The 22547-nt window shown below is 71.9% G+C and carries 20 protein-coding genes and 4 riboswitches; of the genes, 19 read left to right on the forward strand and 1 reads right to left on the reverse strand.

Going from position 1 to position 22547, the window contains the following annotated elements; translation table 11 throughout:
- Positions 1–336 precede the first annotated feature (336 nt).
- A riboswitch (cobalamin riboswitch) is annotated at positions 337–549 on the forward strand.
- A 114-nt stretch (positions 550–663) separates the two neighbouring features.
- Entirely contained in the window at positions 664–2901 is a 2238-nt protein-coding gene (gene metE, locus JQX11_RS03595; protein WP_204923493.1) for a 5-methyltetrahydropteroyltriglutamate--homocysteine S-methyltransferase, read from the forward strand.
- A gap of 142 nt (positions 2902–3043) precedes the next feature.
- Here the strand turns inward: metE and JQX11_RS03600 are convergent, their stop codons facing one another.
- Positions 3044–3346 carry a hypothetical protein gene (locus tag JQX11_RS03600; protein WP_204923494.1) on the reverse strand — a complete coding sequence of 101 codons (303 nt, stop codon included), beginning with the start codon at positions 3344–3346 and terminating at the stop codon, positions 3044–3046.
- A gap of 216 nt (positions 3347–3562) precedes the next feature.
- Positions 3563–3766: riboswitch (cobalamin riboswitch) on the reverse strand.
- Positions 3767–3984: 218 nt separating this feature from the next.
- A riboswitch (cobalamin riboswitch) is annotated at positions 3985–4113 on the forward strand.
- 102 nt (positions 4114–4215) lie between these two features.
- On the opposite strand from JQX11_RS03600, the gene JQX11_RS03605 reads away from it, so the two are divergent.
- The 18 genes from JQX11_RS03605 (at position 4216) to JQX11_RS03690 (ending at position 22546) form a co-directional block, all read left to right on the forward strand.
- Positions 4216–5259: a peptidase gene (locus tag JQX11_RS03605; RefSeq protein WP_204923495.1), complete on the forward strand. Its 1044-nt coding sequence runs from the start codon at positions 4216–4218 to the stop codon at positions 5257–5259.
- Entirely contained in the window at positions 5256–5777 is a 522-nt protein-coding gene (locus JQX11_RS03610; RefSeq protein ID WP_204923496.1) for an SCO2322-related protein, read from the forward strand. Before JQX11_RS03605 ends, JQX11_RS03610 begins: the two co-directional genes overlap by 4 nt.
- A 359-nt stretch (positions 5778–6136) precedes the next feature.
- Positions 6137–7585, forward strand: coding sequence for a prenyltransferase/squalene oxidase repeat-containing protein (locus tag JQX11_RS03615; protein WP_204923497.1), 1449 nt, complete (start codon positions 6137–6139; stop codon positions 7583–7585).
- On the forward strand, positions 7582–8487 hold the full coding sequence (locus JQX11_RS03620) for an SCO2322-related protein (protein ID WP_204923498.1): 906 nt from the start codon (positions 7582–7584) through the stop codon (positions 8485–8487). The genes JQX11_RS03615 and JQX11_RS03620 overlap by 4 nt, the downstream gene beginning before the upstream one ends.
- Complete coding sequence (locus JQX11_RS03625) at positions 8480–9721, forward strand: CbiQ family ECF transporter T component (RefSeq protein ID WP_232377020.1); 1242 nt, start codon at positions 8480–8482, stop codon at positions 9719–9721. The genes JQX11_RS03620 and JQX11_RS03625 overlap by 8 nt, the downstream gene beginning before the upstream one ends.
- Positions 9718–11355 (forward strand): ABC transporter ATP-binding protein, encoded by a 1638-nt coding sequence (locus tag JQX11_RS03630; protein ID WP_204923499.1) that lies wholly within the window; start codon positions 9718–9720, stop codon positions 11353–11355. The genes JQX11_RS03625 and JQX11_RS03630 overlap by 4 nt, the downstream gene beginning before the upstream one ends.
- A complete protein-coding gene (locus JQX11_RS03635) occupies positions 11352–12338 on the forward strand; it encodes an ECF transporter S component (RefSeq protein ID WP_232377021.1) in 987 nt (328 codons plus the stop codon). Before JQX11_RS03630 ends, JQX11_RS03635 begins: the two co-directional genes overlap by 4 nt.
- A 12-nt stretch (positions 12339–12350) precedes the next feature.
- Positions 12351–12568, forward strand: a riboswitch (cobalamin riboswitch).
- Between the two features lie 116 nt (positions 12569–12684).
- The gene (locus tag JQX11_RS03640; protein WP_145919155.1) at positions 12685–13197 is read left to right on the forward strand and encodes an acyl-CoA thioesterase; all 513 of its coding nucleotides are present in this window, start codon (positions 12685–12687) and stop codon (positions 13195–13197) included.
- Positions 13198–13827 (forward strand): LysE family translocator, encoded by a 630-nt coding sequence (locus tag JQX11_RS03645; protein ID WP_307826048.1) that lies wholly within the window; start codon positions 13198–13200, stop codon positions 13825–13827.
- A 595-nt stretch (positions 13828–14422) separates the two neighbouring features.
- Positions 14423–15142, forward strand: coding sequence for a YcnI family copper-binding membrane protein (locus JQX11_RS03650; RefSeq protein WP_204923500.1), 720 nt, complete (start codon positions 14423–14425; stop codon positions 15140–15142).
- 158 nt (positions 15143–15300) lie between these two features.
- Positions 15301–15513 (forward strand): hypothetical protein, encoded by a 213-nt coding sequence (locus tag JQX11_RS03655; RefSeq protein ID WP_088643418.1) that lies wholly within the window; start codon positions 15301–15303, stop codon positions 15511–15513.
- 1 nt (position 15514) lies between these two features.
- The gene (locus JQX11_RS03660) at positions 15515–16423 is read left to right on the forward strand and encodes a hypothetical protein (RefSeq protein WP_204923501.1); all 909 of its coding nucleotides are present in this window, start codon (positions 15515–15517) and stop codon (positions 16421–16423) included.
- Between the two features lie 165 nt (positions 16424–16588).
- Positions 16589–16804: a heavy-metal-associated domain-containing protein gene (locus JQX11_RS03665; protein ID WP_204923617.1), complete on the forward strand. Its 216-nt coding sequence runs from the start codon at positions 16589–16591 to the stop codon at positions 16802–16804.
- On the forward strand, positions 16801–19065 hold the full coding sequence (locus JQX11_RS03670) for a heavy metal translocating P-type ATPase (protein WP_307826049.1): 2265 nt from the start codon (positions 16801–16803) through the stop codon (positions 19063–19065). The genes JQX11_RS03665 and JQX11_RS03670 overlap by 4 nt, the downstream gene beginning before the upstream one ends.
- Positions 19066–19195: 130 nt before the next feature.
- Positions 19196–19762: a sigma-70 family RNA polymerase sigma factor gene (locus tag JQX11_RS03675; RefSeq protein WP_088643416.1), complete on the forward strand. Its 567-nt coding sequence runs from the start codon at positions 19196–19198 to the stop codon at positions 19760–19762.
- A gap of 74 nt (positions 19763–19836) precedes the next feature.
- On the forward strand, positions 19837–20580 hold the full coding sequence (locus JQX11_RS03680; RefSeq protein ID WP_088643415.1) for a zf-HC2 domain-containing protein: 744 nt from the start codon (positions 19837–19839) through the stop codon (positions 20578–20580).
- A 125-nt stretch (positions 20581–20705) separates the two neighbouring features.
- Entirely contained in the window at positions 20706–21308 is a 603-nt protein-coding gene (locus tag JQX11_RS03685; RefSeq protein WP_204923503.1) for a copper chaperone PCu(A)C, read from the forward strand.
- A gap of 23 nt (positions 21309–21331) precedes the next feature.
- Complete coding sequence (locus JQX11_RS03690) at positions 21332–22546, forward strand: Dyp-type peroxidase (protein ID WP_204923504.1); 1215 nt, start codon at positions 21332–21334, stop codon at positions 22544–22546.
- Position 22547 lies beyond the last annotated feature (1 nt).

The following is a 22547-nucleotide window of genomic DNA, read 5'->3' on the forward strand; positions in this document are numbered from 1 at the left end:
CTTCCCTGACTGATCTTCCGCGTACGGGGCGTCGCCGACCGGTATGTGAGCCCAGCTCAGTGAGGGCCGGCGGTCCGCACGGACCAGCACCGGCACCCGCTCCAGGGCAATGGTCGGCAAAGCTACGGCAGTGATGCGCACGCAAGGTGCGACGCCCGCAGCAGTGGTGAAGACGCTGGTGGCTCGGCGACCATCGCGCTGTTGCCCCGCCCGGGTCCGCGAAGCGGAGGACCCGCAGGTCGCACAGACAGCCGAGACGGTTGGCCACCCAGGCCGAGTAGCGCGAATCGTGTCCCGCGCCTCGGACGCCGGCCGCGGCGGGCGGCGGTGGGGCGTAGGATCGCGGGCGGTGCTGGTTCGCCTCTCCCGTGCGCGGGTGGGGCGTCGTAAGAGGGAACCCGGTGTGAGACCGGGACTGCCCCGCAGCGGTGAGTGGGAACGACCGCCGTCAACGAAGCACTGGACCGCAAGGTCTGGGAAGCGACGGCCAGTAGGCGACCCTGTGTCACGCCCACGAGTCCGAAGACCTGCCAGCGCTGCGCGTACCGCCGGTACGCGCCGTCGGCGGCCTCTCGGGAGGGCCAGGGCGGAATGCCGGTTACGCCGTGGCGTATCCGTCTTCCTCTCCGGTGGTCGTCGGACACCGCGAGGGAAGGACCATCTGTGACCACCTCATTCGGGCAGAGCACCGTGCTCGGCTATCCCCGTATCGGCGCCCACCGCGAGTGGAAGAAGGCCGTCGAGGCGTACTGGGCCGGCACGCTGGACGCCACCGGCCTGGAGGACGTCGCGGCCGGGCTGCGGGCCGAGGTGTGGCGGACGCTGCGCGACGCCCGCCTCGATGCGATCCCGTCCAACACGTTCTCCTACTACGACCACATGCTCGACACCGCCGTCGCGGTGGGGGCGGTCCCCCGCCGCTTCGCCCGGCTCGGCCTCGGTCGACTCGACACCTACTTCGCCATGGCCCGTGGTGTCGATGCCGCACCCGCTCTGGAACTCACCAAGTGGTTCGACACCAACTACCACTACCTGGTGCCGGAGATCGACCCCGACACCGTGTTCGCGGCGGACCCGGCGAAGGCGCTGAGCGAGTATGCGCAGGCACGTGACCTGGGCATCACCACCCGGCCGGTGCTGGTGGGTCCGGCCACCTTCCTGCTGCTGGCCAAGGGCGACAATCCGTTCGCCCGGCTCGACGACCTGGTCGACACGTACGCCCGGATCCTCACCACCCTGGCCGACGCGGGCGTGGCCTGGGTCCAACTGGACGAACCCGCCTACGTCGCGGACCGCACCACGGCCGAGATCGACGGCCTGCGGCACGCCTACCGGCGTCTCGGGGAGCTGCCCCACCGTCCCCGGATCTTCGTCGCCACCTATTTCGGTGACCTCGGCGACGCGCTGCCGGCGTTGCTGGACACCCCGGTCGAGGCGATCGGCCTGGACCTGGTCGCCGGTGCGGGCAACCTGCGCCGGCTCGCCGCCGCCGGTCCCCTGCGCGGCACGACCGTCGTCGCCGGCCTGGTCGACGGGCGCAACATCTGGCGCACGGATCTGCGGGCGGCCGTCGCCGCCGGTGCCACGGTCGCCGGGCTGGCCGATCACGTGGCGGTGTCCACGTCCTGTTCGCTGCTGCACGTGCCGGTCGATCTGTCGGCCGAGACCTCCCTCGACCCGGAGTTGTCCGCGCGGCTCGCGTTCGCCCGGCAGAAGGTCGACGAGGTGGTCCTGCTCGGGCGTGCGCTGCGCGACGGCACCACCAGCCTGCCGGCCCCGTTGCCGCCCGCCCCGCCGGCGTGGCGGCACGACGACGTGCGCGGCCGGTTGGCGGCGCTGCGCCCCACCGACCGGCACCGTGGCGACTACGCCGGGCGGGCCGCCCGCCAGCAGGAACGGCTGGGGCTGCCGGACCTGCCGACCACCACGATCGGTTCGTTCCCGCAGACCGCCGAGCTGCGCCGGGCCCGTGCCGCGCACCGCGCCGGCACCCTCGACGACGCCGGCTACACGCAGCGAATGCGCGCCGAGGTGGAGCAGGTCATCCGGTTGCAGGAGCGGCTGGGCCTGGATGTGCTGGTGCACGGTGAGCCGGAACGCAACGACATGGTCCAGTACTTCGGCGAACAACTCGACGGTTTCGCCGCCACCACGCACGGCTGGGTGCAGTCCTACGGGTCCCGTTGCGTCCGCCCGCCGATCATCCACGGCGACGTGGCCCGCCGGGCACCGATGACCGTCGCGTGGTCCACCTATGCCCAGTCGCTGACCGACCGTCCGGTCAAGGGCATGCTCACCGGGCCGGTCACCATCCTGGCCTGGTCGTTCGTCCGGACCGACCAGCCATTGGCCGACACCGCCGACCAGGTGGCGCTCGCGCTGCGCGACGAGTGCCGCGACCTGGAGGCCGCCGGTATCCGGATCATTCAGGTCGACGAGCCTGCCCTGCGGGAGACCCTGCCGTTACGTCGGGCCGACCAGAAGGTGTACCTGGACTGGGCGGTCGGCGCGTTCCGGCTGGCCACCGGCGGCGTCGCCGACGACACCCAGATACACACCCACCTGTGCTACAGCGAGTTCGGTGAGGTGATCACCGCCATCGACGCGCTCGACGCGGACGTCACCAGCATCGAGGCGTCGCGTTCGAAGATGGAGATCCTCGACGACCTTGCCGCGATCGGCTATCGCCGGGGGGTCGGCCCCGGGGTGTGGGACATCCACTCGCCCCGCGTCCCACCGCACCACGAGGTGGTCGACGCGCTCCGTCGGGCCGTTGCGGCCGTGCCCGCCCGACGGCTGTGGGTCAACCCGGACTGTGGTCTGAAGACCCGCACCTATGCCGAGGTCGAGGCGTCCCTCCGACACCTCGTCGCGGCTGCCGCCGAGGTCCGCGCGAGCTGAACGGGCCGGTCCGGGCGGACTCCCCCTGGGGTCCGCCCGGAGCGGATGAGTCGTTCGCGCGAACCCCATGCCCGGCAGGATCGGGCGGCCCAGGATGATGCCGTCGCGTGCCGGGCGGCGTCCGGGTGGGTGTCGCGGTGGTTCATGGCGTCGGTGTGGGCGAGCCCTGCGGTCGCGGGATCCGCTGGGCATCTAGCAGGTCACGGATCCGGCTGTCGGCGTCGCGGTGGGTCGCACAGCACTGCGGCGTCGAGTCGACGATGCGCCGGATGTCGGCCAGCAGTGTGCTCAGGGTGTTCACCTGGTCGGTCAGGCTGCGGTTTCGCGCTTCGCGTGCGCCGAGTTGCCGTCGCGTGGAGGCGAGACGTTCGTAGTCCGCTGCCGGGAGGACGACGACATCTTCGTCATCGATTCTGATGCGACGTGGTGCGGCGGGCCTAGTCACTGGCCGTTCCGTTCGGCTGGCATGCCGACGGTGCCGGGGGTCACGGCACCGTACGTTGACGGACGGGGTCGTTGTGCTGGTGGCGCTTGCATCGGGGTCTCCTTGTGCCGAGTCGTCGAACTCGGCTGGGAGCGGTGCGGTCGCAGGCAGCACCGGATGTCGTGCTGTCGGCGATGGTCGACCCGCCCTCGAAGGTCGCCGAGCTCTCCGCGTGCGGGTGCACGTGGGCAGCGGGCAGGTCTTCGGACTCGTGGGCGTCGTGCTCAGGCCTACCGGCCGTCGCTTCCCAGGCCGTGCGGGCCCAGTGCTGATGACGGCGGTCGTTCCCACTCACCGCTGCGGGGCAGTCCCGGTCTCGCACCGGGTTCCCTCTTGCGCCGCCACGTGGTGGCGTGGCGGACCGACTGCGGTGTCACGATATCGCGTCGGGTCCCGATGCGGCGGTGCTTCGGGCCGCGGCGTTGCGCACCGGGGGCGATGCGGTGAGTCAATGTGCCGGTGCTGACCGCATTCGTGTCGGCTGGTGGGGGTACGGCGCTTGTCGTCCGTAGAGGACGCCGCAACGCCGGTTATCACCAAGCGTGTTCGCGCGATGGCGCATTGACATCCACTGTCGAGGGCGATCAGACTGTCGCGACAACTCCATCAACGTGTGTGCGTGGGGGAAGTCCGGTCGAAGTCCGGCGCTGGCCCGCAACGGTAGGTCGTCGAGGTGGCAGACACCCCTGACGGCGAGCCCGAATACCCGCCGCACGCGTGGTTTTCCGTTCCCCACCCGTCGTGGCCCACGGGTCGGAGGCCGGTCGATCCTGCCTGCCGGTGGCGATCGTCCGGGTTCTGACGACCGCCGGGCCGGAAAGGCGCTTCCGATGGTCGTCCGCCTGAGCCGGCACCGCCTGCTCGCCCTGTTCTGCGGCGTACTCGCCGCTCTCACCCTCGCCACACCTGCGACCGCCGCACCCGCGCACCCCGGCGTCGACCGGGCCGGGGCCGCCGCCGGCTGGCTCGCGCGGCAACTCGTCGACGGTGAACGATTCGAGGTGGTCTTCGACGGCGTCGCCTACCCCGACCAGGGGTTGACCCTCGACACGGTGTTCGCCTTCGCCGCCGCCGGTGTCGCCGACGACTTCGGCGCGCAGGCACTGGACTGGGTCACCCGACCGGACATCCGCGACGGTTACGTCGGTGACGGCGGCACCGAGGCGTACGCCGGTGCGACCGCGAAGCTCGCCCTCGCCGTGCAGGTTCGCGGGGGCGACCCGACCGACGTCGGCGGTGTCGACCTGATCGCCCGGTTGCGGGGCCTGGAATCGCCCAGTGGCCGGTTCACCGACCGGTCCGCGTACGGCAACTACAGCAATGCGTTCAGCCAGTCCTTCGCGATCCTCGCCCTGGACCGCACGGCGCACGGTGTGCCCGCGACCGCCGCCATCTGGCTGGCCGGGACCCGCTGCCCGGACGGCGGATACCCGCTGCTGCCCGCTCAGCCGGTGTGTACCTCCGATGTGGACGCCACCGCACTGGCGGTGCAGGCGCTCCAGGCGGCGGGCCGCCCAGCCGACGCTGCCGCCGGGCTGCACTGGCTGGTGTCGGTGCAGGGCGCCAACGGCAGCTTCGCCGACTCGTCGGGCGTCCCGAACGCCAACAGCACCGGGCTCGCCGCGCAGGCGCTGCGCGCCGGCCACCGGCCGTTGGCCTGGTTGCGGGCACGGGCGTACCTGGTCGGCCTGCAGGTGGGTTGCGGCGCAGCGCCGGCCGACCGGGGCGCGGTCGACTTCGACGGCGGCACCTTCGACCCGGCCACCGCCACCCGCGCCACCGGCCAGGCCGTCCTGGGCCTGACCGGCGACGGCTACGCCACGCTCTCCGCTGCGGCCGCCGGTTCCGGCGCACCGGTCCTCACCTGTCCATGACCTGTCGCGCCGACCTGAACCCGGGAGGACACGTGTTCCGTCTCCAATCCATCGTCCGCGTGCGGCTGGCCGGGCTGGTGGCCGCTGCCGTCGCCGCCGTCGCCCTGACCGCCGTGGAGCCCGCGCCGCAGGCGGCGCACGCCGCCGCCTGCACCGGCACCACAGGGGTCACCGTCGTGGTCGACTTCGCCGCGCTCGGCGGGGGCGTGCAGGTCGCGTGTGCCCTGGGCGACCCGGCCACCGGGGTGGCCGCCCTGCAGGGGGCCGGTTTCACGGTGACCGGCACCTCGCGCTGGGGTCTGGCGTTCGTCTGCCGGATCAACGGCAAGCCCACCTCCGCGACCGAGCCGTGTGTCAACACGCCGCCGGCGACCGCCTACTGGTCGTACTGGCATGCCCCGGCGGGCGGGTCGTGGTCCTACAGTTCCTCGGGCGCGAGCAGCTACAACCCGGCTCCGGGCAGTGTCGAGGGCTGGTCGTTCGGGGCGGGCGCAGCGCCGAGCATCGCTGTTCCCTGATCCTGACGGCATCCCTGCTGTGACCGGCGCGTCGGCTGTCGGCGGCCGCCCTGGCGTCCTGCGACGCCAGGGCGGTACCGTGTCGGCATCCGGTGCGCCGGGTACACAACTGCATACGTCCCGTGTGGGGGGAAGCCGGTAGAAGCCGGCGCTGACCCGCAACCGTGAGCGAGGGGTCCTCTCGCGAGCCGGAATGCCCCGCCCGGGACGAGCGGCTTCCACTGTCGAGGTCTACAGGGTGAGGTCCGGGCTGCCGTCGACGGTCCGTTCACCCCGCTCACCGCAGCATGCGGAGCGGGGTGACGTGCCCGGGGGTGTGTTCCGGAGGCCTCACCGACCGCTCTGCGAAAGGCAATCCCATGCTTTTGTCCCGGCGTCTCGCCACCGGCCTCAGCGCGATCGTGGCGACGACCGTCGTCACGGCCGCGGTGCCCCTGGCCGGGGTGGCCGCACCCGCCCCGGCTGATGCCGCCGCCGCGCGTGACGCCACCTCGTGGTTGGCCGGTGAGTTCACCGACGGCACGCTGCCTGGGCCGTTCGGTGGTCAGGACTGGGGTCTGACCATCGACGGCATCATCGCGATGTCCGCCACCAGCGGGTCCGCGCCGACGCGTCAGGCGGCGACCGGGCAGGTCGCGGCGCACGTCCGGTCCTACAACAGCTACGACGACTGGGGCATCGAGGGGTTCACCGACGGCGGGGCGACCGCGAAGCTGCTCTACGTCGCGTCCGCCGCCGGCGCCGACCCCACCGACTTCGGCGGGTACGACCTGCGGGCGGTGACGCTGTCCCTGCTGGCCGGGGCGGACGCCGGTCACCAGCGGGGACGGATCACCAGTCGCACCACGGCCGACAGTGGACCGGACGCCAGCAACACCTTCGACCAGTCCTTCGCGGTGCTGGGTCTGGCCCGCAGCGGTGACCTGCCGCAGGACACCGTCGACTTCCTCGTCCGGCAGCAGTGCGCCGCCGGCGGCTTCCGGCTCTACCCGGACACCGCGGACGGCCCGTCGCCGTCCTGCGACGAGCAGCCGGGCGCGACCCTCGACGTCGATTCCACGGCGATGGCCGTGCAGGCGTTGCTGGCTGCCGCTGACTCCGGTGCCGCCGGCGCTTCCGACGCCGCCCGCCGGGGCGCGGACTGGTTGGCGGGTCAGCAGCACGCCGACGGTTCGTTCGGCGGTTCCGGCCCGACCACCGGCGCGAACTCCAACAGCACCGGGCTGGCCGGGCAGGCGCTCGCCGCTGCCGGCCGGGACAGCCAGGCTGCACGGGCCGCACACGCTGTGACGCAGTTGCAGCTCACGGCGGCGAACGGTGGTGCTGCCGTCGGCGACGCGGGCGCGATAGCCTACCACGCCGAATCGTTCACCGGCGCTGTCTCGACGGGGATCGCGGACACCGACCGGGACCAGTGGCGCAGGGCCACCGCGCAGGCCCTGCTCGGGCTCGCCCAGGTGCCGCTGGGCCGCATCGGTCTCGACCTGCCGCCGACGTCGCCGACGCCCACGCCGACCGGCACCGCGACTCCCACACCGACCATGTCCCCCACCCCGACGGTCGCACCGACACCGACGGTGACCGGCACGGCCGGGCCGAGCCCGAGCGCCACCGGCAGCCCGGCGACGCCCTCCCCCACCATGTCACCGACCGGCACCGCCGCACCGAGCACCACCCCGGCGGCTCCCGCGCTGCCCGGCCTCCCCACCACCGGTGCGGCGATCATCGGGTACGTGCTGGTCGCGCTGCTGCTGATCGGCGGCGGTGTGGTGCTGTTGGTGCTCGGACGTCGACGGCGGGCGCAATGAGCCGCCGGGCCGCTCATGCCGCGACGGTCGTCGTGCTCACTGCGGTGAGCAGCGTCTCCTGGCCGGGCAGCCCGGCGGCGGCTGCCGGGTCGACCGGCTACTGCCCGGATGCCTCCGGGGTCACCGTCGTGGTCGACTTCAACGAGTTGGGCGGAGGCACGGTGGTGCGCTGCGCCTCCGGAACCCAGGCCACCGGTCTCGCGGCGCTCAAGAACGCCGGCTTCGAGATCACCGGCACGCTGCGCTGGGGTGAGGGTTTCATCTGCCGGATCGACGGCAAGCCGTCGGCTGCCTCGGAGAAATGCGTGGACACCCCGCCGGCCAGCGCCTACTGGTCGTACTGGCATGCCGCGAACGGGGGTGGTTGGGCGTACAGCGACAAGGGTGTCCTCAACCGCAAGCCGCCGGCCGGCAGCTTCGAGGGTTGGTCCTTCTCGCTCAACCGCAACGCCAGCGACGCCCCCAGGCCGAAAGTCACGCCGAAACGGCCGGCTCCCACACCTCCTCCTCCACCTACATCGCCGCCACCTGCGGTCGGTGGCGGGCCGGCAACGCCACCGCCGGCCGCAGGTGGTGGCCCGGTCGTGCCATCGGCCGGCGGGCCCGGTCGGACCACGACCGTCCCTCCTGCCGGCACCCCGGGTGCCACCCCGGTAGGCACGGCGTCAGCCAGTGTGGCGGCGGCACCCCCGACGGCGGTGCCGACGACGACGCCCGGTGGTGTCACCGGCTCGTCGGGCGGTACGGCAAGCGAGCCGGCGGTGACCGAGGTCGCCGCCTCCGGCAGCGGCCACGGCGGGCTGCCGCTGGGCACGATCGCCGGGGCACTGCTGCTGGCCGCGCTCGCCGTCGGCGGCGTGGTCACCGCCCGCCGACGCCGCGCCGCCGACCCCGATGACTGAACATCGGGACGGGGTTGACGCGGCTGCGGCCGCCCCGGGGCGCGGACCGCGCCGCTGGTCGGCCGCCCGGCTGCCGCGGGGGTTGCATCCGGGCGCGTGGTGGTTGTGGGCACTCGGTCTGGCCACAGCAGCCAGCCACACCACCAATCCGTTGCTGTTGGCGCTGCTCGTCGCCGTCGCCGCGCTGACGGTGCTACGGCGACGCACCGATGCTCCATGGGCGCTGGCGTTCCGGATGTACCTCGTCCTCGGCGCGGTGATCATCACGATGCGGGTGGTGTTCCGGATCGTCTTCGGTGGCGGGCAGGGCGAGCACCTGCTGGTGTCGCTGCCGGAGATCCCGCTGCCCGAGTGGGCGGCGGGCATCCGGTTGTTCGGGCCGGTCGCCGTCGAGCAGGTCCTCGGCGGCTTCTACGACGGGCTGCGGCTGGCCACGATGCTGGTCTGCCTCGGCGCCGCCAACGCGCTGGCCAACCCGAAACGGCTCCTCAAGGCGGTGCCCGGGGCACTGTATGCGGTGGGCACCGCCGTGGTGGTGGCGCTGTCGGTCGCGCCGCAACTGGTGGAGAGCGTGCTGCGGGTACGTCGGGCGCGTCGGCTGCGCGGCGCGACCGGTCGGGGCATGCGTGCGCTGCGGGGGATCGCCCTGCCGGTGCTGGCCGATGCCCTGGACCGGTCGTTGGCGCTGGCGGCGGCGATGGACTCGCGCGGCTACGGCCGCACCGCGGCGGTGCCGGCCGGTCAGCGCGCCGCGACGGGAGCCCTGGTGCTCGGTGGGCTGGTCGGTGTCTGCGCCGGCACATACGGACTGCTCGACTCCACCGGATCCGGCTACCTGGGTCTGCCGATGCTCCTCACCGGCCTGGTCGTCGCCGTGACCGGAATGCTGTTGGCCGGTCGCCGGGTACGGCGTAGCCGCTACCGACCGGACCGGTGGCGTTCCGCCGAGCTGCTGGTGGCCGGATGTGGCATCGCCGCGGCCGCGTTGACGCTGCTCGCCGGCTCGGTCACCCCGGAGTTGCTCTATCCGCCGGTCAGTCCGCTGACCTGGCCCGAGGTGACGCCGCTGATGCTGCTCGCCGTCACCGCGGCGGCGGGGCCGGCGTGGCTGGCCCCGCCACCAACCGGGTCGCCGTCGACCCGACCACCGACGGCGGGCACATCGGGCAGCGCTGTCGCGGCACCTACCCGTACCGGCGACCCGGCCACGTCCGTACCCGGAGGTCACCCATGATCACCTTCGACCGGGTGACCGTCCGCTACAGCGACGACGGTCCACCGCCGCTGCGTGAGGTGAGCCTGCGGGTCGAGGAGGGCGAACTGTGCCTGGTCGCCGGTCGCACCGGAGCCGGCAAATCGACGCTGCTGCGGGCGATCAACGGGCTGGTGCCGCACTTCACCGGCGGCACCCTGCACGGCAGCGTCACCGTCGACGGTCGGGACACCCGCCGGCACCCGCCCCGCGATCTCGCCGACGTCGTCGGCGTGGTCGGTCAGGACCCGCTGTCCGGCTTCGTCACCGACACCGTCGAAGAAGAGTTGGCGTACGGCATGGAGCAGTTGGCCCTGCCTGCGGCGGTGATGCGTAAGCGGGTGGAGGAGACCCTTGATCTGCTCGGCATCGCCGAGCTGCGGCACCGGCCGCTGCGGACACTGTCGGGTGGGCAGCAGCAGCGGGTCGCGATCGGCGCGGTCCTCACCACCCACCCCCGGGTGCTGGTGCTCGACGAACCCACCTCCGCCCTGGACCCCACAGCCGCCGAGGACGTCCTCGCCGCCGTCACCCGGCTGGTGCACGACCTGGGTGTGACCGTGGTGCTTGCCGAACACCGCCTGGAACGGGTCGTGCAGTACGCCGACCGGCTGCTCTACCTGCCCGGCGACGGCCGGGTGGTCGACGGCGAACCGGCGGCGGTGCTGGCCGGCGTCGACCTCGCGCCGCCGCTGGTCGAGCTGGGCCGGCTGGCCGGGTGGACGCCGCTGCCGCTGTCGGTCCGCGACGCCCGCCGACGGGCCGGTGCCCTGCGCCAGCGGCTCGCCGACACGACTCCTCCCGACCCGCCGCCGGCTCCGGGCACGACCCCGGTGCTGGCCGCCCGCAAGATCGTCGTGCGGTATCCGGGCACCGTGGCCGTGGCCGGCGTCGACCTCGACCTGCACCGTGGCCGGGTCGTCGCGTTGATGGGCCGCAACGGGTCCGGCAAGTCGAGCCTGCTCTGGGCGGTGCAGGGCAGCGGTCCCCGCCACCGGGGCACCGTCACCGTCGATGCCGGCGATGGGCGGGACCCCGTCGACCCGAAGCAGCTGCCAGCCGGTCAGGCCCGCCGGCACGTCGGACTCGTCCCGCAGACCCCGGGAGACCTGCTCTATCTGGAGACGGTGGACGCCGAGTGCCGTCAGGCCGACCGGGAGACCGCCACGGCGGCCGGCACCTGCCGCAGCCTGCTCGACCGGCTCGCCCCCGGTCTGCCCGGCGACCGGCACCCCCGTGACCTGTCCGAGGGGCAACGGTTGGCGCTCGTGCTCGCCGTGCAGCTCACCGCCGCCCCACCGGTGGTCCTGCTCGACGAACCGACCCGAGGGCTGGACTATCTCGCCAAGCGGCAGTTCGTCGCCCTGGTTCGCGGGCTGGCCGCCGCCGGCCGGGCGGTGATGGTCGCGACGCACGACGTCGAGCTCGTCGCGACCCTCGCCGACCGGGTGGTCGTGATGGCCGAGGGGGACATCGTGGCCGACGGCACCACGGCCGAGGTCATGCTCGCCTCACCGGCGTTCGCCCCGCAGGTGGCCAAGGTGCTCGCCCCGGCGCCGTGGCTGACGGTCGAGCAGGTCACCGCCGTGCTGGGCCCGGCCCGGGAGCCGGCATGAGCGTGCTGCGGATCGCGCCGCGCACCGCCGTGGTGCTGGCCCTCGCCTCCGCCGCCGCGTTGGCCACCTTCACCTGGCCGTTCTTCATTCCCGCGCATCCCGAGAGCACCGCTCGCACGGGTGAGGCCCCGCTGGTCTTCCTCGTCATGCTGCCGGTGCTGGTGGCGCTCGTGCTGGCCGAACTCAGCTCCGGTGGCATCGACAGCAAGGCCCTGGCCATGCTCGGTGTGCTCGCCGCGGTCAACGCCGCGCTGCGTCCCCTGGGCGCCGGCACCGCGGGCATCGAAACCGTGTTCTTCCTGCTCGTCCTCGCTGGTCGGGTCTTCGGGCCGGGTTTCGGGTTCCTCCTCGGTTCGACGTCGCTGTTCGCCTCCGCGCTGCTCACCGCCGGGGTGGGTCCGTGGTTGCCGTTCCAGATGCTGTGCGCCTCCTGGGTGGGTCTCGGTGCCGGTCTGCTCCCTACGCGGTTACGCGGCCGGGCCGAGGTGGCTGTCCTGGCCGGCTACGGTGCGTTCGCCGCCTACGGCTACGGCCTACTGATGAACCTGTGGTTCTGGCCGTTCAGCCTTGGCGCGGACACTCAACTCTCCTACGTCGCCGGTGCGCCGGTGCTGGACAATCTGCACCGCTTCGCGGTGTTCACGGCTGTCACCTCGACGTTCGGTTGGGACACCGGGCGGGCGATCACCACGGCGGTGGCGGTCGTGCTGGCCGGCCCGGCGGTGCTGGCCGCCCTGCGGCGCGCCGCCCGGCGGGCCGCGTTCGACGCCCCGGTCACCTTCGCCGCGCCCGCGCCGCAGCCGGCACCGTCAACGGCCACGCCGCGACCCGAAACGCCGGTGGCGGCACCGCAGGACGTGCCGGGTCCCGCCGTAGGCGTGGCCCCGCCTGCCCGCCGAGGGCTGGATGAGCCACCCGCCACCGCCGAGGAGGGCGGGCAGGGAGGTGGGTCACATCAGGCCCCGCAGCGGCCGGCGGACTGACCGGTCGCGGATAGGCTGCTTCGTGGCGCTGGTTCGCCCGGACGTTCGTCACGCCTGGGCGTCGTAAGAGGGAACCCGGTGGGAATCCGGGACTGCCCCGCAGCGGTGAGTGGGAACGACCGCCGTCATCAGCACTGGGCCGCACGGCCTGGGAAGCGACGGCCAGTAGGAGATCCGGGATCCGGATCACGCCCACGAGTCCGAAGACCTGCCCGCGCTGCGCATCCACGAGGTGGGTGCGCTGCCGTCGACCTCGCGGGCGGGTCGGGCGGGTGATGCGCTGCGGCGTGTCCTCGACGTGCGTGCCGGCTGGTCGGTCGGTGTGCTTCCCGAGGACGGATGAACCATGCACGAGAGCACCACACTCACCGGCCGGCCCCCGTCGGCGTCACGGCTGACCCTGTCGCAGATCATGGACCAGCACCACACCAACCTGATGGGCACCGTCCACGGCGGTCGGATACTCAACCTCATCGACTCCGTCGCCGGAGTGGTCGCCGCCCGACACTCCGACGGGCCGGCGGTCACCGCCGCCATCGACGAGACCGCCTTCCTGCGGGCCGTACGCGTCGGCGACGTCGTGCACGTCGACGCCCGGATCACCTGGGCCGGCCGCAGCTCGATGGAGGTCGCCGTCAAGGTCAGCGCGGACCGTTGGGACCGGGCGGTGCCGCCGGTCGACGTGGCCACCGCCCACCTGGTGATGGTCGCCGTCGACGACGACGGTCAACCGCGCGCTGTACCGCCACTGTTGCCGGAGACCGATGGTGACCGGCGTCGTTACCGGGAGGCGCAAATCCGGCGGGAGCACCGGCTCGCTCTCCGGCGGGCGTTGCTCGACGGCGCAGAGGAGGGCTGAGTGGTGCTCGGACTGTCCGCGGCCACCCTGGCCGGCTACCTTGCCGCCATCGCCGTCCTCATGATCACTCCCGGGCCGGACATGATGTTCGTCCTGGCCAACGCCACCCGCTACGGCACCCGGGCCGGCGCGGTCGCCGCGCTCGGGGTCGCGGCCGGGGAGGCGGTACATGTGGCGGCGGTGGTCGGTGGCCTCGCCGCCGTGGTCTCCGCCTCGCCGGTGTTGTTCGCCGCGATCCGCTGGGCCGGGGCGGCCTATCTGATCTTCCTCGGGATTCGGGCCCTACGCGACGGCAGGGCGACGGCCGCCACCACGGCGGAGCGGAACAGCCGCGGTGGCGGGGCATTCCTCCGCGGGTTGGTGACCAATCTCCTCAACCCCAAGATGATCCTGTTCAGCGTGGCTTTCCTGCCGCAGTTCGTCAGCCCGGCGACCGGTAACGTCACGGCACAGTTGGTGCTCCTCGGTGCGATCTTCGTCGCGATACAACTCACCGTCGATGTCACTCTCGGCGCCGGGGCGGGCAGGTTCGCCGGCCGGGTGACCGACGGTCGGTGGTCGCGGCGGATCAGCCGGATCTGCGCGGTGGCCTTCATCGCCCTGGGTGTCCGCCTGGCCACCAGCGGATGACCGCGCTGTCCCACGGCTGGCCCCGGATCGGCGGCCCGCCGTGGCCCGGCCGGCGCTGCGCGGGGTCCCCATGCCCGTCGGGCGACACGGGGACCCCGCTGTCAGGCCGCAGCCGGCCGTGGTTGACCGGCGGTGTTCGCCACCACTACACCTCCGCCGCCGTCATCGCCGATGGCACGGCCCCGCCTGCCGGGGATCCGGTGGCCGACTACGTCCCCACCGGCCGGCCGGGCCACCGTCTCCCCCACGTCTGGCTCGACCCGGAACAGACCCGGTCCACCCTCGACCTGGTCGCAGGCGACGGTTTCATCCTGCTCGCCGGCCCGACGCGGCCTGGGCCTCGACTGCGGCCGAGCAGCAGAAGGTCGGGTTTCCACTGACCGTCCACCACCTCAACCGTGATGTCGCCATCTGCGCGAACGGTCTTCCTCGACCAGTGCGGCCTGCACGACACCGGTGGCCTTCTGGTGCGACCGGACGGCCACATCGCCTGGCACACCCCCACACGCCACCCGACGGCCTCCCCACCATGATGAACATCGTGCGATAGCCGCTGAAGGCCAGCGAAGGCACGCCCAGCAGGAGGAGATGAACGATGCGACAGCATGTACCGGGACGGATCGCCCTGGCGTTGCTCGCGGGAGCGGCGGTCGGGATCGCGCCGGTCGGCCCGGCGCAGGCGCACGTCTCGGTAAGCCCCGCCCAGGCCGCGCCAGGTGGATTCACCACCCTGACGTTCCGGGTGCCCAACGAGCGCGCCGAAGCGGCGACGACGAGCGTGCGCATCGTGATGCCCGAGGCCACGCCCATCACCTCGGCTGCGGTTCACAAGCTGGCCGGGTGGCGGGCTACCGTCGAGGACGGCCCACTCACCGCGCCGGTCAAGGTCGGCTCGGCAACGGTGACCGAGGCGATCACCTCGGTGACCTGGACGGCGGCAACCGCCGAGGACGCCATCGACGGCAACCAGTTCCAGGAGTTCAGTGTCTCCGTGGGCCCGTTGCCCACCACCGGCGACCGCATCGTGTTCAAGGCGCTCCAGACGTACGCCGACGGCGTCATCTCCCGATGGATCGAGGAACCCCAGGCGGGCGGGCCCGAGCCGGAAAACCCCGCCATTGTCCTGCGCCTGACCGAGGCGGCGGCCAGCGGTGTCGATGAACACGGGATGCCGATCACTGCGGCCCCACCGACGGCCGTCGGCGACCGCCCGGCCGGAGTCGCGTTGGCCGTCGCCGTGGCCGGTGTCGTCCTCGGTGCGGCGGCGTTGCTTTTAGGTCTGCTCAACCGGACCCTCGGTAAGCCACGTCGGTAGCCCGACCACCTACACATTCGGAGGTAGTCGGATGCCGCCGGCATCGGGTTCCCACCTTGTGATGAATAGTCGCCCGCTGACAAACATAAAGCGGTCACGGCGGGAATGCACAGACCCGTTCTAACGTGAACAGCGACGTCCGACGAATGGAGGCCCATATGGCAGCCGACGGCCTGGTTCATGTGCTCACCTTGTGCGGCAACTGCAACTGTGGATGCCCGGAGCTGTACATCGACCCCGCAGCGCCCGCCGAGCAGCGGGTCGTCATCACCGATGATTTCGGTAACGCGATCCGACTCAGCGGCGGCCAGCTCAGCGACATCGTCGGACTCGCCCGCTCGGGCGCGCTGGACGACGTGGCCTCCGCCTAGATTGACCTCCGACATCCCCGGCACCCGATGCTGGGTGATGAGCCACCGCCCCTCGGACACCGCCGACAGCCGGTCGCCAGGTCCCCGCCGGACTGTACTCGATCCGATCTCCGGCAGGCCCTGGCTCACCGGCTGGTGGCCGCAGCGGGCTTTTCACCAGATCGACGTTCCGGGCTTCCGGATGGTCCTGCTCGGTCCCTGTCCCCTGTCGCCACGGCTGCTCACTGAGCAGGCCAATCAGGCCGTGCGGCGTCATGCGTTCGGCGCGCTGGCCCGACTCCCCGGCAGCTACCTCACCTTCGTCCGCGCGCCGTACGGCACGTACGTTGCCGGCGATGTGGCGGGAGTCTGCCGGCTCTGGCTCGATGACGGGACCGCCGGCACCAGACCCGGGCCCACCGCGGTACTCCTGCCCGAGGCTACCGGGGCACTGCTGTACGACGACGGGGCAGTTCGCCACGAGCGGTACTGGACGCCACCCGTTGCCGAGGCGCCGGCAACCATCACGGGTCCGCTCGTCGCGCACCGGCTACGGATGGCAGTGCGCTGCCGACTCGACCTGCTCGGGTCCGGCCTGCAGCACTCGGGCCGCGTCGCCCGCCGGCTCGCCGGGGGCGAAGCGGTCGGCGTGAGCACGTCGATGCTGCTCTCTCCCACCGGGCTGGACGAAATCCTCGGACCCGCGCCGACGCCGCACCGTACGGTCTGGCGGAACGGCACGGCAGATCGTCTCCGGCTCGCCCGTGCCCAGTCATCTCCCTCCTCCGGGTCGGATGACTTGTGCGTGCACCGCCCCCTTCTCGACGCGCATGTGCTGGAGGCCGCCCTCGCCACCCGAGAACGCGACGTCCGGCGCGGCACATTGCGTCGCGAGACGATGCTGGTTCTCGATCAGATGTCGAGCGAATGACCGCGTTCTGCTGAACCGCGCCGCCCTTTCCCGCGTACCATGGTGCGGAGCCGGGACACACCACCGCAGGACCATCCGCGGTGCGTCACCCAGGGTCGACACCAGGGCAGGGTGCCGCCCGTTCTCCGCCGTACATCGTGCGGATCCGGCTGATCGAAAGAGGTCATCGTGCAATCCACGTACCAGGTTCGGGGTATGACCTGCGGGCACTGCGCCCAGTCCGTCACTTCCGAGCTCACCGCACTGTCGGGCGTTCAGACCGTCGAGGTCGATGTCGAGGCGGGTCGTGTCACCATTCGTAGCGCTGCGGCATTGCCGCTGGCCGAGGTCCAGCGGGCAGTGGACGAGGCCGGCTTCGAACTGGCCGGCAGCCCCGCGTGACCACCACCGTCGACCAACTGCACACGTCGCTGACAATCGGGGGTATGACCTGCGCAGCCTGCGCCAACCGCATCGAGCGCAAACTCAATCGGATTGACGGCGTGCGGGCCACGGTCAACTTCGCCACGGCCACCGCCACCGTGGAGCACGATTCGGCTGTTGCGGTGCCCGACCTGGTGGCGACCGTCACCGCGATGGGCTACACCGCTCAGCCGCCCGCGCCGACGACCATTGCCCAGGAAGACGACCGAACCACGAACGACGCGGGGCGACGGCTGCTGGTCGCGGCGGCGTTCGCCGCCCCGGTGATGGTGATCTCGATGACCCCAGCAGCCCAGTTCCCGTACTGGCAGTGGGCGACCGCCGCACTGACCGCGCCGGTCGTCGCGTGGGCGGGCTGGCCGTTCCATCGGGCGGCAATGATCAATGTCCGCCACGGCGCCGCCACGATGGACACGCTGGTTTCTCTCGGCGCGTTGGTCTCCTTCCTGTGGAGTCTGTGGGCGTTGCTCGCCACACCCGCCGGTCAGCCGGGACTACAGATGAGCCTGTCCTGGTTTTCCGGACACGACCACCCGCTGTACTTCGAGGTGGGTGCGGCCCTGGTGACGTTCCTGCTGGCCGGGCGGTGGCTGGAGGCACGGGCCCGGTACCGCGCTGGTTCTGCTGTCCGTTCACTCGCCCGGTTGGGTGCCAAGGACGTCGCTGTCCTCGACACGGACGGCACCGAGCGGCGGACGCAGGTCACCGACCTGAGGGTCGGTGACCTGTTCGTGGTCCGCCCCGGCGAGAAGATCGCCACCGACGGGGTGGTCGAGGCCGGCGTGAGCGCGGTTGACGTCGCCCTGCTCACCGGGGAGAGCGTCCCCGTCGAGGTGGGCCCGGGGTCGACAGTGACCGGCGCCACGGTGAACACCGGCGGTCGGCTTGTCGTGCGGGCGAGCCGGGTCGGGGCCGACACACGGCTCGCGCAGATCACCCGCCTGGTCGCCGAGGCGCAGGCCGGCAAGGCCCGGATTCAGCGTCTCGCCGACGAAGTAGCAGGCATCTTCGTCCCGTTCGTACTGGTGATCGCCCTGGCCACCTTCGCCGGCTGGCTCGTCCTCGCCCCCGCTGCGACGGCGGTCGGGGTGGCGGTGGCGGTGCTGATCGTCGCGTGCCCGTGCGCTCTCGGCCTGGCCACACCGACCGCACTGCTCGTCGGCACCGGACGCGGCGCGCAACTCGGCGTGTTGATCCGTGGGGTGGCGGCGCTGGAGTCGGCCCGTCGCATCGACACCATCGTGCTCGACAAGACCGGCACCCTGACCAGCGGTCGGATGCGGGTCACCGGCGTGCATCCCCTTCCCGAGGTCAGCCGCAGCGAACTGCTGCGCTTGGCCGCCGCAGTCGAGGCGTGCTCCGAGCATCCGGTCGCCCATGCCATCGTGATCGCCGCCGGGGCCGAGGATGGGCTGAGCCTGCCGCCGGCTGATGCCTTCCATGCCGAGCCGGGGCTCGGGGCCCGGGGCACCGTCGACCAGGTCCGGGTCACGATCGGTAACGCCCGGCTCCTCGCCCTGGACGGCATCGACGTCGACCAGGTGACGGGATCGGCGGACACGGTGGTCTACGTCGCATGGGACGGGCAGCTTCGGGGTTGGATCACCATCGCCGACACGCTGCGAGAGTCCACCGTGCCGATGTTGCGACGGCTGCGCGCACTTGGCCTGCGGCCGGTCCTGCTGACCGGTGACAGCCTCGCCGCGGCGGAGGGCGTCGCCGCTCAGGTGGGGTTGACTGAGGTCATAGCCGATGTCACACCCGAGGCGAAGGCTGCCACCGTACGGCGGCTGCGCGACGAGGGCGCGACGGTAGCCATGATCGGCGACGGAGTCAACGACGCGGCCGCTCTCGCCGAAGCCGACCTCGGCGTGGCGATCGCGACCGGCAGCGACGTCGCCATCGAGGCCAGCGACGTCACGATCGTCCGCGCGAGGGCCGGCACCGTGGACCTCACCGCCGTGGTCGACGCGCTGTCCCTGGCCCGGGCCACCCTGCGCACCATCAAGGTCAACCTGTTCTGGGCGTTCGCCTACAACAGCCTGATGATCCCGCTGGCCGCTGTGGGTCTGGTCACCCCGATGCTCGCCGCCGCCGCGATGGCCTGCTCCAGCCTGCTCGTCGTGCTCAACAGCCTTCGCCTGTTCCGCTGGCGACCAGCGGCCGACGAGGCAGTGGGGCAGCGCGCCGACAACAACCGCCGCACGTTGATCCACTGACTGATCGTGACCGCACCGGTAGACGCAGCGGTGCCGTAGGCTCCCCCGGCACCTGCGACGACCCGTCGTCACCGGCGATCGGGTCATGACGGCGGGGGACGCCCGGCAAAACCGGACACGGAGGTACCAGGTGACCGACGACGCGGAGATCACCTCCTGGGCTCTAGCGGCAGGCCGGGGCGACCAGGAATCGGCCACCCGCTTCATTCGGGCGACCCAGCAGTACATATGGCGGTTCGTCGCCCACCTGATCAGCCCGTCCGAGGCCGACGACCTGACCCAGGAGACGTATCTGCGAGCGATGCGCTCGTTGCCGTCATTCGCCGCGCGTTCGTCGGCCAGGACATGGCTGCTCGGGATCGCCCGGAAGGTAGCGGTCGACCACGTACGCGCGGCGACGAGACGGCCGCGTACCACGCAACTGTCAGACCGGCACGATGTCCCCGACGCTGGCGGCAGCGCCTTCGATGGTGCGGTCGTGCTCAACGATCTCCTGTGCTCGTTGGCGCCGGACCGACGCGAAGCGTTCGTGGCGACCCAGATCCTCGGCCTGTCCTACGCCGAGACCGCCGAGGTGTGCGGGTGCCCTGTCGGCACCATCCGTTCCCGGGTGGCACGGGCTCGAGAGGACCTGGTTGCCGCAGTCGACGCGAGCCCCTGGCCGGCGCGGCGGCAGCGCGGCAGCGCGGCCAGCTGAAGGCGACCGACCGAGGACGCCACATCCCCGGTCAACCCGGGAACCAGGACACCCAGTCAACCGACTACCGGTGCATGGGGTGTGAGCAGTGGCGGGAGATCCTGTCAGCGCAGTTGGACGGCGAGGCAACCTTCGCTGAGCAGGCCGGGGCCGACGTTCACCTCGACGGGTGCGCGACCTGCCGGCGATGGTACGACCGGGCCGCTGCCGTGACCCGGCGGACCCGCCTGACGCTCACCGCGCCCGGACCCGTTCTCACCCACGTCGTCGTGGTCGCACCCCCCGCGCCTCGACGCCTGCGGGACCGTCTCGTGCTCCCCCTGCGAGCAGGGCTTGCGCTCATCGGTGCTGTTCAGCTGGTGCTGGGCCTGGCGCAGGTCGGCCGTGGCCCGTCCACCGCACACGCCCACGGCGCCCTGAGCTCTGGGCACCTGTGGCACGAGGCTGCCGCCTGGAACGTCGCCGTCGGCGCTGGATTCCTCTTCGTGGCAGCGCGGCGTACACCCTCCACCGGGCTGGTGCCGACCCTGAGTGCCTTCGTCGGCACACTCATGCTGTTGTCGGTCAATGACCTGATGACCGGCCGGGTGGAACCCTCCCGCCTGGTCAGCCACGGTTTCCTGCTCGCCGGGTACCTGATCGTCGTCGCGTTGTCGCAGACCAGGCGGCACCGTGACGAGCCTCCGACGCACAGCCGGACCACCCGTCCCACTTGGCATTCCACGGCTGGTGACGAACCACAGGCCACCCGGCCGAGGCTGCGACTGGCACCGCCCCACCCGGGCACGGCACGGATCAGCGACCGGTCAGCGGCCTGAACAGCGAGAGCGCCACACCACTGCGCCAGCCGTGGCCACGTGACGGCCATTACCCGCCAGCCCGGAACTTTCGCGCCGCGGCGACCGACCAACAATGCAGCACGCAACTATCGGAGGCACAGTTTATGCGCACCACCAGCCCTTTCGGATCGCGCCGACGTTCGGCCCTTGTCCTCGCCACCGCAGCTGCGCTCGTCGCAGTCGGTGCCGGCGGATGCGCCTCGTCCGACTCGTCGTCGACCGCGCAGCCGAGCCCGTCCACGTCGGCCAGCGCCGCTGCGGGTGTGGTCACGGTTCGCGACCCGTGGGTGAAGGCAGCCGACAAGGGGATGACTGCGGCCTTCGGGACCCTGGTCAACGACGGCGACACCGATGTGACTCTGACCAGCGCCACGACCTCCATCTCCGCGATGGAGTTGCACGAGATGGCCATGAAAGACGGCAAGATGGTCATGCAGCAGAAGCAGGGCGGCATCGTGATCAAGGCCAAGAGCACCCACGCGTTGGAGCCCGGCGGTGATCACCTGATGCTGATGGATATCACCAAGCCCGTCCAGGCCGGCGACGAGTTGACCTTCACGCTCACCTTCTCCGACGGCAAGACCCAGCAGTTCACCGCGGTCGCCAAGCCGTTCACCGGCGCGCAGGAGACCTATGCCCCGGGGCACGGCGAGCCGATGCCCGGCATGAGCGCCACGCCGGGGATGACCATGACCCCAGCATCGTGACGCAGACACCACCCGTCCCCCCGGTGAGCAGGCGTGGCCTGCTCACCGGCGGCGCGCTGGCCACCGGCGGGGTACTGGCCGGTGGGGCCGCCGTTGTCGCGACCCGCGCAGGGCAGACCGGCCCCCCGTCGGTGGACGCCGCCGGCACGACGCCGGTGGCGAGTGTCGGCGGCCTGGTCGAGCCGTTCCACGGCGTCCGGCAGGCCGGGATCGCCACCGAACCGCAGGCGCACGGGTCGTTCGTGGCGTTCACACTGCGGGCCGGCACGGACCGGGCCGCGCTGGGTCGATGGCTGCGACTACTGACCGACGACGCGGCCCGGCTCACCCAGGGCCGACCCGCTCTGGCTGACACCGAGGCCGAACTCGGGCTGCTGCCCGCACGGTTGACCGTGACCTTCGGCTTCGGGCCGGGCCTCTACCGGGCGGGCGGCGTCGACGATCGCCGGCCGGCGTCGGTCGCCGACCTTCCGTCGTTCCGCATCGACCGGCTTCAGCCGGCCTGGTCCGGTGGTGATCTGCTGCTGCAGATCTGCGCCGACGACGCGATCAGCGTGGCCCATGCCCAACGGGTCCTGATCAAGGACAGCAGGCCGTTCGCGACCGTGCGATGGGTGCAACAGGGCTTCCGGCGTAGCCCCGGCGTCGAGCCGGGCGGCCACACACAGCGCAACCTGTTCGGTCAACTCGACGGCACCGCCAACCCCCAGCCGGGGGTTGCGATGGACACGGCCGTCTTCGTGGCCGACGGACCGGCATGGCTACGCGACAGCACCACCCTGGTACTGAGACGAATCAGCATGAACCTGGAGACCTGGGACCTGCTCGGCCGTACCGACCGCGAACTCGCCGTGGGCCGACGGCTCGCCACCGGCGCACCACTGACCGGAACCGCCGAGCACGACGAACCCGACTTCGCCGCCACCGGCCCGGACGGCCTCACCGTCATCCCCGACTTCTCCCACATGACCCGCGCACACGTCACCGACGACCGGTACAAGATCCTGCGCCGGCCCTACAACTACGACGGTGCGCCGACGGCGGAGGGTCACGCGGACAGCGGTCTGATCTTCGCGTCCTACCAGGCCGACATCACCCGTCAGTTCCTGCCCATCCAGCGCCGGTTGGCCGATCGGGATCTACTCAACGAGTGGACCACCCCGATCGGGTCCGCCGTCTTCGCCGTCCCTCCCGGTTGTCAACCGGGAGGATGGATCGGCGAGCAGGTACTCGGATGAT

This window comes from Micromonospora humida (assembly GCF_016901255.1).
Taxonomy (GTDB): domain Bacteria; phylum Actinomycetota; class Actinomycetes; order Mycobacteriales; family Micromonosporaceae; genus Micromonospora; species Micromonospora wenchangensis.

What these genes read in the sequence shown, in the direction of transcription:
- JQX11_RS03650 (WP_204923500.1), top strand. Translation starts at nt 14,423, where the DNA reads ATGCGACAGCATGTACCGGGACGGATCGCCCTGGCGTTGCTCGCGGGA.
- JQX11_RS03635 (WP_232377021.1), top strand. Translation starts at nt 11,352, where the DNA reads ATGAGCGTGCTGCGGATCGCGCCGCGCACCGCCGTGGTGCTGGCCCTC.
- JQX11_RS03625 (WP_232377020.1), top strand. Translation starts at nt 8,480, where the DNA reads ATGACTGAACATCGGGACGGGGTTGACGCGGCTGCGGCCGCCCCGGGG.
- JQX11_RS03620 (WP_204923498.1), top strand. Translation starts at nt 7,582, where the DNA reads ATGAGCCGCCGGGCCGCTCATGCCGCGACGGTCGTCGTGCTCACTGCG.
- JQX11_RS03685 (WP_204923503.1), top strand. Translation starts at nt 20,706, where the DNA reads ATGCGCACCACCAGCCCTTTCGGATCGCGCCGACGTTCGGCCCTTGTC.
- JQX11_RS03655 (WP_088643418.1), top strand. Translation starts at nt 15,301, where the DNA reads ATGGCAGCCGACGGCCTGGTTCATGTGCTCACCTTGTGCGGCAACTGC.
- JQX11_RS03630 (WP_204923499.1), top strand. Translation starts at nt 9,718, where the DNA reads ATGATCACCTTCGACCGGGTGACCGTCCGCTACAGCGACGACGGTCCA.
- JQX11_RS03680 (WP_088643415.1), top strand. Translation starts at nt 19,837, where the DNA reads ATGGGGTGTGAGCAGTGGCGGGAGATCCTGTCAGCGCAGTTGGACGGC.
- JQX11_RS03615 (WP_204923497.1), top strand. Translation starts at nt 6,137, where the DNA reads ATGCTTTTGTCCCGGCGTCTCGCCACCGGCCTCAGCGCGATCGTGGCG.
- JQX11_RS03605 (WP_204923495.1), top strand. Translation starts at nt 4,216, where the DNA reads ATGGTCGTCCGCCTGAGCCGGCACCGCCTGCTCGCCCTGTTCTGCGGC.
- JQX11_RS03610 (WP_204923496.1), top strand. Translation starts at nt 5,256, where the DNA reads ATGACCTGTCGCGCCGACCTGAACCCGGGAGGACACGTGTTCCGTCTC.
- JQX11_RS03640 (WP_145919155.1), top strand. Translation starts at nt 12,685, where the DNA reads ATGCACGAGAGCACCACACTCACCGGCCGGCCCCCGTCGGCGTCACGG.